The 14,238-nt window shown below is 69.9% G+C and carries 13 protein-coding genes; 8 read left to right on the top strand and 5 right to left on the bottom strand.

What is annotated here, in order from left to right; genetic code table 11:
- Window positions 1-117: 117 nt before the first annotated feature.
- Complete coding sequence (locus ACFY29_RS03260) at window positions 118-369, top strand: hypothetical protein (protein WP_386983000.1); 252 nt, start codon at window positions 118-120, stop codon at window positions 367-369.
- Window positions 370-380: 11 nt separating this feature from the next.
- Here ACFY29_RS03260 and ACFY29_RS03255 read toward each other — a convergent pair whose 3' ends face one another.
- A complete protein-coding gene (locus ACFY29_RS03255) occupies window positions 381-1,211 on the bottom strand; it encodes a PIG-L family deacetylase (protein WP_386982998.1) in 831 nt (276 codons plus the stop codon).
- Between the two features lie 245 nt (window positions 1,212-1,456).
- Between ACFY29_RS03255 and ACFY29_RS03250 the strand changes: the two genes are divergently transcribed.
- A complete protein-coding gene (locus tag ACFY29_RS03250; RefSeq protein WP_386982996.1) occupies window positions 1,457-2,479 on the top strand; it encodes a LacI family DNA-binding transcriptional regulator in 1,023 nt (340 codons plus the stop codon).
- 34 nt (window positions 2,480-2,513) lie between these two features.
- Here the strand turns inward: ACFY29_RS03250 and ACFY29_RS03245 are convergent, their stop codons facing one another.
- Entirely contained in the window at window positions 2,514-3,221 is a 708-nt protein-coding gene (locus tag ACFY29_RS03245) for a vancomycin high temperature exclusion protein (protein WP_386982994.1), read from the bottom strand.
- A 163-nt stretch (window positions 3,222-3,384) separates the two neighbouring features.
- Here ACFY29_RS03245 and ACFY29_RS03240 point away from each other — a divergent pair, with 163 nt between their 5' ends.
- Window positions 3,385-3,633 (top strand): hypothetical protein, encoded by a 249-nt coding sequence (locus ACFY29_RS03240; protein WP_386982992.1) that lies wholly within the window; start codon window positions 3,385-3,387, stop codon window positions 3,631-3,633.
- A 196-nt stretch (window positions 3,634-3,829) separates the two neighbouring features.
- Window positions 3,830-5,890 carry a cellulose binding domain-containing protein gene (locus ACFY29_RS03235; RefSeq protein ID WP_386982990.1) on the top strand — a complete coding sequence of 687 codons (2,061 nt, stop codon included), beginning with the start codon at window positions 3,830-3,832 and terminating at the stop codon, window positions 5,888-5,890.
- A 529-nt stretch (window positions 5,891-6,419) separates the two neighbouring features.
- Here ACFY29_RS03235 and ACFY29_RS03230 read toward each other — a convergent pair.
- The gene (locus ACFY29_RS03230) at window positions 6,420-9,230 is read right to left on the bottom strand and encodes a M14 family zinc carboxypeptidase (RefSeq protein WP_386982988.1); all 2,811 of its coding nucleotides are present in this window, start codon (window positions 9,228-9,230) and stop codon (window positions 6,420-6,422) included.
- 175 nt (window positions 9,231-9,405) lie between these two features.
- Between ACFY29_RS03230 and ACFY29_RS03225 the strand changes: the two genes are divergently transcribed.
- A complete protein-coding gene (locus tag ACFY29_RS03225) occupies window positions 9,406-9,801 on the top strand; it encodes a hypothetical protein (protein ID WP_386982986.1) in 396 nt (131 codons plus the stop codon).
- 82 nt (window positions 9,802-9,883) lie between these two features.
- On the opposite strand, the gene ACFY29_RS03220 is transcribed toward ACFY29_RS03225, so the two are convergent.
- Window positions 9,884-11,227 (bottom strand): glycoside hydrolase family 18 protein, encoded by a 1,344-nt coding sequence (locus ACFY29_RS03220; protein ID WP_386982984.1) that lies wholly within the window; start codon window positions 11,225-11,227, stop codon window positions 9,884-9,886.
- A gap of 143 nt (window positions 11,228-11,370) precedes the next feature.
- Here ACFY29_RS03220 and ACFY29_RS03215 point away from each other — a divergent pair, with 143 nt between their 5' ends.
- Window positions 11,371-12,249, top strand: a complete 879-nt coding sequence (locus ACFY29_RS03215) for a bile acid:sodium symporter family protein (protein ID WP_386982982.1) — start codon at window positions 11,371-11,373, stop codon at window positions 12,247-12,249.
- 56 nt (window positions 12,250-12,305) lie between these two features.
- On the opposite strand, the gene ACFY29_RS03210 is transcribed toward ACFY29_RS03215, so the two are convergent.
- The gene (locus tag ACFY29_RS03210; RefSeq protein ID WP_386982980.1) at window positions 12,306-12,725 is read right to left on the bottom strand and encodes a PPOX class F420-dependent oxidoreductase; all 420 of its coding nucleotides are present in this window, start codon (window positions 12,723-12,725) and stop codon (window positions 12,306-12,308) included.
- Between the two features lie 144 nt (window positions 12,726-12,869).
- Here ACFY29_RS03210 and ACFY29_RS03205 point away from each other — a divergent pair, with 144 nt between their 5' ends.
- Together ACFY29_RS03205 and ACFY29_RS03200 are read left to right on the top strand one after the other, a co-directional pair.
- Entirely contained in the window at window positions 12,870-13,097 is a 228-nt protein-coding gene (locus ACFY29_RS03205; RefSeq protein ID WP_386982978.1) for a hypothetical protein, read from the top strand.
- On the top strand, window positions 13,094-14,238 hold a 1,145-nt coding region (locus tag ACFY29_RS03200; protein WP_386982976.1), incomplete at its 3' end, for a 3'-5' exonuclease. The genes ACFY29_RS03205 and ACFY29_RS03200, both read left to right, overlap by 4 nt.

The following is a 14,238-nucleotide window of genomic DNA, read 5'->3' as shown; positions in this document are numbered from 1 at the left end:
CTAAAAGTCAGGGTCTTCTCGTTCGCGCCGTCGCTGAGGCACGCAGCTCCGGGCCGGGTCGGTCGTGGTGACGGCCGGCCGCTTCCTTGACAGGCTGGCTCGAGAGGTGGAGGTGGCATGGTGAGGTCTGGCGGTTCGTGGGGCAAGCTGTTCGTCGCGGGTCTGATGGTCCTCTGTTCCGGCATCCGTACCCCCGACATCCTGGCCGAGGGTAGCTGGCGCTCATGGACGGTCGTTCCGGTCCTCGTCGGCGTGCTGTGGTTCTTCCTTCGAGCGTTGCGTGACGTACTCCGTAGGCGTGACCTACGCGGCGAGACGGCAAACGGCGTGGTGGCCACCGAGGTGGGTCATCGAGCGGGCGACGAGTAGCACCTGCCCGGTCAGCGCAGTCCGGCGAAGAGGTCGTCCTCGGGTAGCGGCGCGCCAGTGCTGTCCTGGACGCGGACGAAGGTCTCGACGCCCATCAGTTCGGTGAACCGCTCCCGGCCCAGTTGCAGGAAGAAAATGTTCTCGGTCTGGCTGGCGTGCGCGGCCAACGCGTCGAACTTCTGCGAGCCGTAGCTGCTCGTGTCCACCCAGGTGTCGATCTCGTCGTCAGGCAGGCCGAGCTGCGGCCCCGGCTCGTCCGCTGCGTCCGGATCGGCCCACTCGACGCCGAGTTCCTGCATGATCCGGCCGAACTCCGCGAACATCGTGCGCGGCACGGTGGTCCAGTAGACCTTCGCGGGGATGTCCGTCTTCGCGACAGCGGCCATGGTGATCCGGTGGGCCTGGATGTGGTCCGGGTGGCCGTAGAAGCCGTTCTCGTCATAGGTGACGACGACGTCCGGTCGGTACTGCCGGATCAGGTCCGCCAGCCGGTCCGCCGCCTCGTCCACGGGCGTCGTCCAGAATGAGCCCGGCTGGTCGTTGTTCGACCAGCCCATCATCCCCGAATCGGCATAGCCGAGCGTTTCCAGGTGGGTGACCTTCAACGCCGCGCAGCTCACCTCCAGCTCGGCCGAGCGCATCGCCACGACGGCGGCCGGATCGTGCCCCGGGTCGCCGGGCTTGACCCCACCGGGGCCGTCACCGCATCGCCCGTCGGTGCAGGTCACGAGCACTGTCGTGATCCCCTCCGCCGCGTAGCGGGCAAGGATGCCACCGGTGCTCGTCGCCTCGTCGTCGGGGTGGGCGTGTACCGCCATCAGGGTCAGAGATCGCTCAGCCATGCCCTCACCCTACGAGGGCCGTCGCAGTCGCCGTCCGGCGGCTGGAACTTCCGGAAACCTGGGTACCCGCACCGTCGCCAACCCTGCGTACGTCGGCCGGACTTTCGCAATAGGAGCCGAGACCTTGACCAGCGTGCAAACGGCTCGTAGCGTCCGGCCATCGATCGGTAATTCCGGCAGGAAACCGAAAGTTCCGGGAGCGACCGAGCCGACCACAGACTGCCAACCAGACGAAGGGACGGACCGTGGCCTTCGACAACGCCCGAAACGTCACCATCGCGATGATCGCGCGGCTGGCCGGCGTCTCCGTGCCCACGGTCTCCCGGGTCGTCAACGGCCGTTCCGACGTCAGCCCGCGGACCCGGGAACGGGTCGAAGAACTGCTCAACCGGTACGGCTACCGCCGCCGTTCGGCGGGCCGCCGTAATGCCGCCGCCCTCATCGACCTGGTCTTCAACGACCTGGACAGCCCGTGGGCTGTGGAGATCATCCGTGGGGTGGAGGACGTCGCGCTGAGCAGCGGCGTCGGCACCGTCGTCTCGGCCATCCACTGGCGCATCTCCTCGGCCAAACAGTGGCTCGACAACATGCGTACCCGCACCTCCTCGGGGGTCATCTTCGTGACCTCGATGGTGAACCCGCCGCTCCAGGCAGAGCTGCGCCGGCTCCGCCTCCCGGTGGTCATCATCGACCCCGCCGGGGTCGATCCGCAGGAGTCACCCACGATCGGCGCCACCAACTGGGCGGGCAGCCTGAGCGCCAACCAGTACCTGCTCGGCCTCGGCCACCGCCGCATCGGTTTCATCGCCGGGCCACCGCACCTGACGTGCAGCCGGGCGCGGCTGGACGGCTACCGGGCCGCCCTCGGCGCGGCCGGAATCCCGGTGGACGACTCCCTCATCCGCGCCGGCAACTTCTACCACGAGGCCGGCTACACGGCCGGTGCGCAGTTGCTGGCCCTGCCCGAGCCGCCCACCGCTATCTTCGCCTCCAGCGACCAGATGGCACTCGGCGTCTACGAGGCCGTCCGCAAACGCGGCCTCCGGGTGCCCGACGACATCAGCGTGGTCGGCTTCGACGACCTGCCGGAGGTCCGGTGGTGCTCCCCGCCGCTCACCACCGTCCGCCAACCGCTGGCCGAGATGGGCATGCTGGCCGCACGCACCGTGCTGCGGCTCGCCGGCGGCGAGAGGACCGAGATCCAGCGCCTCGAACTCGCCACCGAACTCGTCCTCCGCGACAGCGCCGCACCACCCCGCCACCCCTGACGGAAGGACTCTCCGCGCAGTTCGGCGTTCGTTCTCAGCCGCTCCGGAGGGCGTCGTCGATGCCGGTCTCTCGGCGGCCGAGGTGGGCCGGGTCCCGACCCGAGACCAGGTCCAGCGCGGCCTTGAGGCAGGCGCCGTGCTCGCGGGAAGAGCTGACCCGCCACGTCTGGGCGTACCGCTTCGCGGTCTCGTCGCCCACGCCATTGGCGTCGATGCCGAGGCGCCTGCACAGCGCCACGGCGCGGGGGAGGTGGAAGGACTGGGTCACGACCGTCGCATGCGTCACTCCGAAGATCTGCTCCGCCCGTGCGCAGGAGTCGTACGTGTCGAAGCCAGCGTGGTCGAGCACCACCTTCCGCGCCGGCACGCCCCGGTCGACCAGCCAGCGCCGCATCGCGGCGGGTTCGTTGTAGTCGGCGTTCATGTTGTCGCCGGACACCAGGATCGCCCGGACCTTGCCGCCATCGAACAGCCGCCGCGCGATCTCCAAGCGGGCCGCGAGGAACGGGGACGGCGTGCCATCCGCGTCCACCTTGGTGCCCAGTACCAGGGCGACCGGCGCGTCCGGTACGTCGGCCTCGCTGTAGAGGTGGCCCTCGGCGTCACCGCGGATCCACGCCACGCTGGCCACCGTGCCGCCGGTCAGCAGCACCGCACCAACCACCAGCGCGAGGAGCGTGTAGCGGACGAACCGCCGACGCTTTCCGTACCACCGCTTGACCGCACCGAATCGTCCCCGCATGCCGCCGGATTATTCCGGTTCCGGTCGCGACGACCGGGACCGGGCGGTGTGGCCGCCCGCAGTCCTCGCCTTCCGCCTGGATGCGGGAGGGTGCCACAATGACGGCGGCGCTCAAGCGGTTGTCTGCTGGGCCAGGGGGAGGGCCTTCCGCAGGAAGCGGACGGTGGGCACGAACCCGGAGGCCGCCATGGACTTTGTTCCCGACGCTACCGCCATCTCCAGCCTGGTCGATCTGCTCGGTGGCGTGCTGCAGTTGACGGCGGCGGTCGTCACTCTGCTGGCCGCCGTCAGTGTCCGGGGCGCCGCTCAGGTCATGGTGGGCGAGACGATGACGACGCTCGTCCTTGAGACGCAGCGGCGCTGGTCTACCAGGCCGGCGCGTACTCCCTTGAGGTCATCGAACCGAGCATGAGATTCTTGTGCGTCGATGACATGCCGCGCGCGCGGGGCTGACGTCCGTCCAATGGGCAGCCGGGATCCAGCACGGATTCCGGGGGACGGGTGAAACGAGCGATGGACCAACGAGCGCCATCCGTCCACGAGTCTGCCCGCCGCCGCGCTGCACCCTGACCGGCTGGGCGACCCATTTCCGCGAAGGAACCCAGCCCATGCAGAACCCGAAAGCTCGCGCGGCCCTCCTGGCGAGCCTGCTGCTCGCAGTGGGCGCGCTCTCCGGTATCAACCCCCCGACCGCCAGCGCGGCACCCGACTCGGTCGCCGTGACCGTGAACGCCCGCGCGGGGCTGGCGACGGTGCCCGACACCGCACTGGGCGTCAACCACGCCATCTGGGACCAGCATCTCGGCAGCGCCGAGACGTCGGACCTGCTGCGCGACGCCGGCGTGCAGATGATGCGCTACCCAGGCGGCTCGTACGCCGACATCTACCACTGGAAGGACCACACCGCGCCCGGCGGTTACGTCGCACCGGGGACCGACTTCGACACCTTCATGGCGGCGGTCCGGCGGGTCGGCGCGCAACCGATGATCATCGCGAACTACGGCACCGGCTCGCCGGCCGAGGCCGCAGACTGGGTGCGGTACGCCAACGTGACCAAGGGCTACGGCGCGAAATATTGGACGGTCGGCAACGAGAACTACGGCAACGGCCACTATGGAGCCGCCTGGGAGGCGGACGACCACCCGGACAAGAGCGCGACCCAGTACGCGAGGCTGGTCGTCGAGTACGCCGACGCGATGAAGGCCGTCGACCCGAGCATCAAGGTCGGCGCGGTGCTGACGATGCCGGGCAACTGGCCGGACGGGATCACCGCCGGCAGCGACCCCGGCTCCTGGAACCAGACCGTGCTCTCCCTCGCCGGCCCGAAGATCGACTTCGTGGACGTGCACTGGTACCCGGGTGGCACCGCCGCGGAGTCGCTGGCCCGGATCAGCCACATCCCCGACGCGACCCACCTGCTCCGGGAGCAGCTCGCCCGGTACGCCGGCCCGAACGCCGCACGCATCGGCATCAGCTTCACCGAGCTGAACGTCGACGCCGGCCGGACCACCCAGCCGGCGGCGCTCTTCCTGGCCGACGCCTACAGCGCGCTGCTGGAGAACGGGGTCTTCAGCGCCCACTGGTGGAACGTGCACAACGGCATCGGCACCGTGTCGGAGGTGGCGGGCCAGACCGACTACGGCGACTTCGGCATGCTCTCCAGCGGCGCCTGCACCGAGGACGGCTCGGTCTGCGAGCCGCCGCTGAACACGCCGTTCGCGCCGTACCACGGGCTGACCATGATGAAGCGCTTCGCCCAGCCCGGCGACCAGTTCGTCCGCGCCGGCACCGACCAGCCGATGGTCACCGCGCACGCCGTCCGCCGGGGCAATGGTGACCTCGCGGTGCTGCTGGTCAACAAGGACCCGGACACGGCGTATCCGGTCACCATCGGCTACGCGGGGTTCATCCCGTCCGCCGGTGCGCCAACGGTGTCCACCCTCGCCAACGGCGCCACCGGCATCGCCACCGGCCAGTCCGGCTCCGCGACCAGCCGGACGTTGCCGCCGTACTCGCTGACCACGCTGGTGCTCCGCCCAGCCGGCTCGACCGCCGGGCGTCCCTCGGCGCCGGGTCAGCCCACCGCCAGCGGCGTCACCGACCGGACCGCGACGATCTCCTGGCCGGCGGCCGCACCGGGCGCCAGCCCGATCGCGAAGTACGAGGTGTACCGGCAGAACGGTGCGATCGGCGAGCAACTCGGCGAGACGGCGGCCACCTCGTTCACGGTCGGCAACCTCGTGCAGGGCACCAGGTACACCGTCAACGTGCTGGCCCGCGACACCGCCGGCCGGGTGTCCTGGTCCTCACCGCCGCGCACCTTCGACACCGGCAGCCCGGCCGCGAGCGCGTGCACCGTCCGCTTCACCACCAGCGGCGACTGGGGCAACGGCTACATCGGCGGCATCGATATCACCAACAACGGGACGAGCCCGATCAACGGGTGGACGCTCACCTGGACCTGGCCCACCGGCTGGCAGCAGGTGAGCAGCGGCTGGAGCGCCACCTGGGAACAGGTCGGTGCGGCCGTGCGGGTCATCCCGACTGACGACAACCGGCAGATCGCCGCCGGTGGCAGCGTGAGCGCCGGTTTCGTCGGCGCGTACAGCGGTCCGAACGTGTTGCCGACGGCGTTCACCCTCAACGGCACCGTCTGCACCACCGCCTGACGCCGCCAGCGTGGTCCGGCCGGCCCATTCGTAGGGCCGGCCGGACCGTCGTGTTGTGTCGCGGCGTCCACGATGCAGGTACGTCGGCTCGGCGAGCGTCGCCCGGACCGCAGCCCCGACGAGACGCCGAACCGCCGGCCACCGAGGGCTCCGGACGTCGGCTCTCGTGGCGTTTCGCACTCCTGGCGGGCCAGGCCTCTCCTATCGCACGGTGGACTGCTGGACCAGGTACTCCGCCTCCGCCCGAAGGTCTTGGACAGTTTCCGTTATCTGCGAACGGAGACTGTCCAAGATCCGCGCGGAATCGACGGCGCAGCTACGTCGAGGTGGTGTTTGCGTGGAGTGGTCCGCTATCGGCCGGTCGCCCAGGGCCGCGCGTCGCGCAGTGCCACGTCGGGCTGGTCTTTGGACCGGTGTCGTGGCGGGCGTTCGTCGCCCAGGTCGCCGGGCGGCCGTAGCCGATCTCAGAACGCACGAAAGCGCCCGCCCCCCAACGCGGGGACGGGCGCTTCGCTGTACAGGTCCGGCGTCAGCCCACCACGGACCGCAGCGGCACCTGGGCATCGTGCAGGGCGCGTACCAGATCACCCAGGAACGGGTGCTCATCGGCCTGGCGTCCCTCCGGGTTCGGAATCACCAGGTAGGCCGACCCGCCCGCCTCGGACGACTGCGCGTCCATGGTGAAACGCTCGACGATCGCCCGGGTACGTGGCAGGTCCGTCGCCGCTACCTCGATGGTGGTCGGCCGCCACCCGCCGCCCAACTCCGGCGTCACCGGCGCGGCTGCGGCGCTCGCGCGTGCCGCGTCGACCCCGGGCGAGCGCCGGGCGTCCGGCGCGGTCGCGCCCGCGCCCGCCGGGTAGAGCAGCGCGTTGGCCACCAGGTGCAGACCATTCTCGTTGTACGCCCGGAAGAGCGGGTTGAACGCGAACAGCACCGCCCGACCCGCTCCGGTGGGCTCGTCGACCAGTGCCGCCGTCCCCTTCAGGGTGTCACCGCCGACGGTGTAGCCGTTGGCCCAGAAGGTGTCACCCGTCGGGTAGCGGAGCACATTGGTCCCGGTCGTGCTCGGATTGAGGATCGGGTCGCTGTTGTTGAACTCGAAGTCCTCCGCCGGGCGGCCCAGCGCCACCGGGCTGTCGTGGTCGACGTCGACCCGCAGGTGTGAGCCGAGCACCTGGTAGCCGGCCGGTTTGGGCTTCTCGGTGGTGGAGGTGAGCCCGGCGGCCCGGGCCACCCGGGTGCCCTCGTTGCGCAGCCCGATGTAGGTGTGGCCCTGGGCGATCCAGTCGCGCAGGTTGGCCTGCCCGGTGGCGGTCAGACCGCCGGTGGGGCTGCTGCCGTCCGGCACCAGCAGCACGGTACGTCCGGTGAACGCCTCGGTGTTGTCGTTGATGTCGGCCGTGGTCACCGGCTTCAGGTCGAGCCCCCAGCGCTTGCCGAGCATGTACCGGGCCTCGCCGTGCGAGCCCGACGTGGTGGAGATGCCGGTGCCCTGGAACAGCCCCACGTCCGGCAGGGCGAGCCGTGTCCCGGTGGCCCGCCCACCCGGGGTGAGGGTCACCCCGAGTGATTCGGCCAGCTCGTCGACCTCGCGGCTCAGCTTGCTCGCCGGTAGGGCGACCGCGCTGGTGTTCAGGTCACGCACGAGCGGCACACCACGGCCGAGCAGGGTGAAGGTGAGCTCCGCGGTAGCCGCCGAGTCCAGCGGGTACGTGTACGAGCCCCACGGCCACGCCGGCGCGGTCCGGCCGCCGGAGATTTTCCGGACCAGTTGGGCCTTTGGCTTGACGTTGTCGCCGGTGTAGATCGTTGACACGCCCATGAGCAGCGGGTTGCTCCAGGACGAGACGTCGTAGAAGTAGGGGAAGGGGGTGTACGGATCCTCGCCCATGATCGACTGGATCCAGTGCTTCTGCGGCTGGTCCATCGGGATCCAGTACGCGCCCTTGGGCACGGTCACGTTGCTGGCCGACCGGCCGCCGAAGATCCGGGCGGTCGGCACCCGGGTCGGCTTCTGCACCTCGTAGACCTCGACGTCCATCCGGCGCAGTCGCTCGACGAGCTGGCGTACGTCGGCGAGCTGCCGGTCGGGCAGCAGGAAGTACGAGCGGATCTTGATGTCGGGCACCGGGAACTGGACCTCGTTGGTGGGCTCGACCACCTCGTTCGGCTCCAGCGTGCCCGCCCTGCCCTGGGCGAGAGCGTCGGTCCAGATGTCGAAGTAGTCGGTCAGCACCTCGTGCTTGTTCGCGGCGGCCCAACCGAGCGTCGCCCACTGGGTGTTGAACTGCTGCTGGACCCGGTCGGCCACCGCCGAAGCGCTGCCCTTCTCGTACGTCATGCCGGCCGCACCGAACCCGGTGGTCGGCACGGTGTCGCCGTAGCCCATGAAGAACATGTCGTAGGTCGAGTAGTTGAAGTAGCACTCGGTGGCGTCGTCGTCGGCGCAGGCGCCGTTGTAGCCGAAGCCGGCCTTGTTGGCCTCGCCGATCCGGTTGATCCAGTCCACCGCCTCGCCAGCGATCTCGTGGTGGATCGGGTCGGCGTTGGGCGGGAAGAAGTACTGGCGGCCAGTCATCTCGTGGGCGTCGATGAAGACCTGCGGCGGGTACCGGCGCAGGAGTTCGAGCTTGCCGTCGGTCTCCTGCTGGGTGCGGGCGAACCAGTCCCGGTTCATGTCGAAGCCGAACTCGTTCTGCCGCCGGGTGGCATCCCGGCCGTCCGGGTTCTGGGTCGGCACGATGATGGTGACCAGGTTGTCGTTGCGCTGGGCGACCGCGCAGGACAGTCCGGCGGCCAGCTCGTACAGCGTCTTGAGCGCGGCGTCGGTGCCGCTCTTCTCGCCGCCGTGCACGTTCGCGGTGACCCAGACGATGGCCGGGCTGTCCTTCGCCGTCCGGGCGGCCGTCCTCGCGCTGGTCCGGCGCGGGTCCCGCAGGTCGCGGACGTCGTCGGCGATCCGGCGCAGCTCCGACGGTCGCACGTTGCGCTCGTTGGACACCACCGCGTACGGCAGCGGCTGCCCGAGCACGCTGGTGGCCATCACGCCGGTGACGACCCGGTCGGAGGCTCCGTCCACGGCCCCCAGGTATCCGCGCACTTCGTCGTTGGTGACGACCCGCTCCTGGCCGACCCCGAGCGGGAAACCGAGCACGGCCTCCGGAGTGGGCACGGTGCTCAGCCGGGCGGTCGGGTCGTTGCTGCAGGGGGAGGGCCGCGCGGCGCTCGCGGCCGTGCCGCTGAGCAGGGGAGTCATGCCGAGTAGGAGCGTGATCGCGGCGGCACTCGCCAGCCGCTTCGGGGGAACCGTCCAGAACGGACTTCTCGATCGGGCCATGTCTCGTGTTTCCCTTCTCGGGAAATGCCTCACAGTGGCCGGAGCCTATGAACCGTCGATACCCCGGTCAAGGTCTGATCGACTTCGGCGACTGCGTGGGGTGCCGACACGGGCGCCGGCTGGCAGGATGACGGGGGAACCCGCACTCGTTGTCCTCGCCCGGAAGGAGGAGACAATGCCGGCGTTTCTGGAGACGATCACGCTCTCGGTCCATCCGGATCTTCCGTCCGCCGACTCTCGGCGTTCTCTCGCGTCCTGGTTGCGGTCCGAGGCCCGGCTTCGCGAAAAGGTGACGGCGCCGCGCGCCGCCGGTGCCACGACGCCGTCCGACGAGAGGTCGGTGGATGGCACGGACGCGCTGCTGGTGGCCGTCGACAGCGGCGGAGTCGTCATGGTGCTGGTCCAGGCCATCGCCGGCTGGTTGACGCACCGCCGCGACGACGTGACGGTGACGCTCACCGGCCCGGACGGATGGTCGGCCGAGTTGGACGTGCGCCGGGCTCGTGACATGGACGAGGTGACCGCGCTGATCGAGGCCGCGGTACGCGCGGTGGCACCCGCCCAGGGGTAGGCCGTCGCATGGACCACCGGCCCGCCGCCGGCCGAGGAATCGGTCGGCGACGGGCCGGGGGACTGCCGCAAGCGGGGTACGGCTACCAGGTCGTCAGCCCGAGGCCGATCGTCTTGGTCAACGTGGCGTTGTCGTCGTCGCCGTCCAACGACCAGATCATCGCGCCGCCCAGTCCGGCCCGCCGGATGTACAGCGTCTTCTGCAGCACGACCGCCGGGTCGTCGTACGTCCACAACGTCGTACCGTCGAACAACCAGGCGTGCCCGGCGCGGAGGTCGCGGTGCACGGTGAAGCCGTTGCCGGCCAGGGTCTTGAGCTTCTTGTAGTCCTCGTACCCGGCCTCGAAGGTGGCCGGCGCGGGCCCGGTGGCGGGCTGGAACAGACCGTTGCCGCCCCCGGTGATGCCGGTCCAGCCCCGACCGTAGTACGGGATGCCCAGGACCAGCTTGTCGCGCGGCGCACCACGGGCGATCCAGCCGTCGATCGCCACCTCGACGGAGAAGTCCGGGTTGTCCGGCGCGCCCGCCGGCACGCGCAGCGCCGACTGCTGGTTGGCCACCGCGTCCCAGCCACCGTGGAAGTCGTACCCCTGCACCGTGGCGAAGTCCAGGTACTTGAAGATCTTGCGACCCTCGTACCCGGCGTCCATGGTCGCCGGGTTGGCCGGCAGGAACGCGGTCAGCGGGTGGTGCGCGCGGGTCTTGCGGCCGTACGCGTCGAGTTGCCGGCGGAACTCGGCGAGCAGCTTGGTGAAGTTCTCCCGGTCCTCCGGGCGGATGACGTTGCCCGGTTCACCGGCCCAGTTCGGCCACTCCCAGTCGAGGTCGATGCCGTCGAAGACGCCGGCGGCGGCACCCGGGCCACCCGCGCTCCCGTCCCCACCCGGCAGGTTGCCCTTCAGGTAGAGATCGATGCAGGAGGCGACGAACGCCTTGCGGGAGGCGTCGGTACGGGCGGCGTTCGAGAAGTACGTCGACCAGCTCCAACCACCCAGCGAGATCAGCACCTTCAGGCCGGGGTGCTTGGCCTTCAGCTTGGCCAACTGGCCGAAGTTGCCGTTGAGCGCCTGACCCGGGCCGTCGGCGACGCCGTCGACGCTCTCCTCCGCCGGAACGGGACGCTGGTAGTCGGCCCAGGCGTCGCCCTCGCCCGGCCCACCGTCCACAAAGCAGCGTCCGTCTTCGCTGACGTTGCCGAAGGCGTAGTTGACGTGGGTGAGGCGGCTGGCCGCCCCGGAGGTGTCGAGCTTCTTGACCGGGAACGCCCGGCCGTAGATGCCCCACTGGGTGAAGTAGCCGACCCGGTGGTAACCGGCCCGGTGGTCAGGCTTGTCGCCCGCGCTCGCGGCGGTCGGCGGGGCGGCGGTGACCAGCATGGTCGCCAGGGCAACGATGGCGGTGAGGCGGCGGTGACGGAATTGTCGCATCGGCACTCCCACGAGGAATGGAGCGGAATTAGTAAAGAGACTTATCTGATCGATGAAGTTAAGCCGACCACGGTCTGAGGTCAAGAGCCACCAGCCGCACGGGGGATTGTGGGGGCGTTACCGGGTGGTAACGATGTCGTGTCATGGACTCAGCCTTGACCCTGATCGGACTGCCCATCGCCCTCGGCATCATCATGCTCGGCCTGGGTCTCGGGCTGACCACTGAGGATTTCCGTCGGGTGGCTCAGCATCCCAGGGCCGCCGTCATCGCGTTGGTGTGCCAGGTGCTGGTGCTACCGGCGCTCTGCTTCGGGCTGGTCGTCGCCTTCGACCTGGCGCCGGAGCTGGCCGTCGGGATGATGCTGCTTGCCGCTTCCCCCGGTGGCACGACCGCCAATCTCTACAGCCACCTGTTCGGCGGGCACGTGGCCCTGAACATCACCCTCACCGCCATCAACTCGATAATCGCGGTGTTCACCCTGCCGATCCTGGTCAACCTGTCGGCGGCGTACTTCCTGCCCGACGGCAAAAGCATCGGCCTGCAGTTTGACAAGGTGCTGCAGGTGTTCGCCATCGTCCTCGTCCCGGTGGCGATCGGCATGCTGATCCGGGCTCGGGTACCCCGCGTGGCCGAGCGCCTGAACCGCCCGGTCCGGATCCTGTCCGTCGTCGTGCTCGTCGCGGTGATCGCCGGCGCCGTGCTCGGCGAGCGCGAGAACATCGCCGACTACTTCGTCTCGGTCGGCCTCGCGGTGCTCGCGTTCAACCTGCTGAGCCTCGCCATCGGGTACGGCGTGCCCCGGTTGGCCGGGGTCGATCGAAGCGCCGCCACCGCGGCCGGGTTCGAGATCGGCATCCACAACAGCACCCTGGCCATCACGATCGCGCTCAGCCCGGCGCTGCTCGACAGCACCCAGATGGCGATCCCAGGGGCCGTCTACGGCATCGTCATGTTCTTCACCGCGGCGGCCTTCGGCTACCTGGTGACCCGAGTCGGCGCCCCGGCCGTCACCACCGTGTAGCCCTGACCGTGGGGTCGCTGGCCCGGCCGCCGGTGCCGCCGGCCGGGCCGCGTTGGTCAGCCGATCTGGTTGTTGTCCTTGAGCGCGCCCCAGCCGTGCCAGCGGTCGATCTCGATCAGGGCGCTGACCCGAGCGCGCTCCCGCCGTGGGTACGCATTTCCCGTGTAGTGCTGGGACAACCGGTCGATGTCCGCGAGGCCCTCGTCCGACCGCAGTTCGGCGACGTGCCCGATGATGCTGACGTGGGTGTACCAGCCGGCCTCATCCAGGACGGTGAGCGAGACCCGGGGGTCGTTTCGGACGTGGTCCAGCCGGCGCCGGCTCTCGTCCATGTTCACCAGGATCCGGCCGTCCTCCCACAGGTACCAGGTGGCGGCGGACACCGGCTGACCCTCCGCCTGAAGCGTGGTCATGACGGCCGGGTTCGGCTTCCGCAGCATGGCGATCGCGGGCTCGGGCAGCGGTGGCTTGGACATCAAGTCTCTCCTCGTCGCGTCAGCGTTACCCCTGCACGTTACGCACCCGCCGATCCCGATCACGCTCGGATGGTTAGGTACATCGCACGGAGTACCTCGTCGAGCGGATGTGCACCCCGCCCGGTGATTCGTACGGTCCCTGCCATGACCGGGAAACGTGCTTCGCTGCTCGCCAGTCGGCGCCTCTGGGCCGGTATGGCCGTCGTCCTCGTCGGCATCGTCTTCAACCTCGGGTGGTTCTTCGTCCCCCCACACGTGTGGCTCGACGACCCGGGGTTCGTGCCGATGCCCGAGGTTCTGCTGGGGTGGTGGGTGGTCGCCATCGGCCTCGCGCTCGTGGCATGGGCCGTCCACCGCCGGACCCGCCGGTGACCACCCGCCGCCGAGTGCTCGGCTGGCTCGGCGCGGTGGGCGGGCTAGTCGTCCTGCCCACAGCCGGGTTCGCCGGTCACCTGTATCTGGGCTCCGTCCGGAGCAACGTCGGCACCTTGACGTTCCGAAACCGGCTCAGGATCCCGCCGTTGCTGCGCCCGTCCGTCACCGCCGCCGGGGTTCGGCGATTCCGGCTCACGCTCGCGGAAGGTCGTACCGAGCTGCTGCCCCGCACGACGACGAGGACGTGGGGTGCGAACGGGACGATCCTCGGCCCGACGTTGCGGGCGCGGCGGGGGGACCGGGTGCTCGTGGAGGTGCAGAACCAGCTACCGGAGACGACATCACTGCACTGGCACGTCTATGACTCCCGGGTTTCGCTGGGCGCGCTCGGCATCTCCGTCATCGGCCGCAGTAGCCGGCTGCGGGTCAACTACCGCAGCACCGAGGAGATCCTCGCCTGGTCCACCGGTGTGCTCGTCGGCTCGCGGATCGAGGACCTCGGCGGCGACGGTGACGAAAGCCTCGCCGGCTATCGGTCGCTGCTGCACGGCAAGCGGCCGCACGCCGCGGGGTACCCGACGAGCCAGGCTGAGGTTGCGGCGCTCGTGGAGCGGGTGGGGGAGTGGCTGAAGCAGGGCGTGGCTGCCAGCGAGATCGCGGTGTGCGCCCGCTTCAACCTGACGCTGAACGCGGTGCGCGATGCGCTGGCCGATGCCGGGATTCCGTCGGCGCTCGTTCGAGACCAGCCGGGCGCGGATGTCGACGGGGTACGACTCGCGACGATGCACGCGATGAAGGGTTTGGAGTTCCGGTGCGTGGCGGTGGTGGGCGTTACCGCGCGGGCGGTGCCATTCGCGAAGGAGGTCACCCCGACCGAGGTGGATCCGATGCAGCACGAGAGCGACCTGCTCCGGGAACGGTGCTTGCTGTTCGTGGCGAGCACCCGCGCCCGCGAGGCGCTGCATGTGTCATGGAGTGGACAGCCCAGCCCGTTCCTGGCGTACGCCGTCGCGGGGGGGGCCCCGCCCCCCCCCCCCGGCCCCGGGGCGCCGGGCACCCCCCCCCCCGCCCACCCAATACTGGTGGGGATTTGTGTTAAACCGGGGGCAACCGCGGGGCAACGCGGTGAATCCCCCCG

Source organism: Micromonospora sp. NPDC000668, assembly GCF_042897975.1.
In the GTDB taxonomy this organism is placed as follows: domain Bacteria; phylum Actinomycetota; class Actinomycetes; order Mycobacteriales; family Micromonosporaceae; genus Micromonospora.
The sequence above is the reverse complement of the archived record's forward strand: the minus strand, read 5'-3'. Positions and strand labels throughout refer to the sequence as shown.

What these genes read in the sequence shown, in the direction of transcription:
- ACFY29_RS03260 (WP_386983000.1), top strand. Translation starts at nt 118, where the DNA reads ATGGTGAGGTCTGGCGGTTCGTGGGGCAAGCTGTTCGTCGCGGGTCTG.
- ACFY29_RS03255 (WP_386982998.1), bottom strand. Translation starts at nt 1,211, where the DNA reads ATGGCTGAGCGATCTCTGACCCTGATGGCGGTACACGCCCACCCCGAC.
- ACFY29_RS03245 (WP_386982994.1), bottom strand. Translation starts at nt 3,221, where the DNA reads ATGCGGGGACGATTCGGTGCGGTCAAGCGGTGGTACGGAAAGCGTCGG.
- ACFY29_RS03235 (WP_386982990.1), top strand. Translation starts at nt 3,830, where the DNA reads ATGCAGAACCCGAAAGCTCGCGCGGCCCTCCTGGCGAGCCTGCTGCTC.
- ACFY29_RS03230 (WP_386982988.1), bottom strand. Translation starts at nt 9,230, where the DNA reads ATGGCCCGATCGAGAAGTCCGTTCTGGACGGTTCCCCCGAAGCGGCTG.
- ACFY29_RS03225 (WP_386982986.1), top strand. Translation starts at nt 9,406, where the DNA reads ATGCCGGCGTTTCTGGAGACGATCACGCTCTCGGTCCATCCGGATCTT.
- ACFY29_RS03220 (WP_386982984.1), bottom strand. Translation starts at nt 11,227, where the DNA reads ATGCGACAATTCCGTCACCGCCGCCTCACCGCCATCGTTGCCCTGGCG.
- ACFY29_RS03215 (WP_386982982.1), top strand. Translation starts at nt 11,371, where the DNA reads ATGGACTCAGCCTTGACCCTGATCGGACTGCCCATCGCCCTCGGCATC.
- ACFY29_RS03210 (WP_386982980.1), bottom strand. Translation starts at nt 12,725, where the DNA reads ATGTCCAAGCCACCGCTGCCCGAGCCCGCGATCGCCATGCTGCGGAAG.
- ACFY29_RS03205 (WP_386982978.1), top strand. Translation starts at nt 12,870, where the DNA reads ATGACCGGGAAACGTGCTTCGCTGCTCGCCAGTCGGCGCCTCTGGGCC.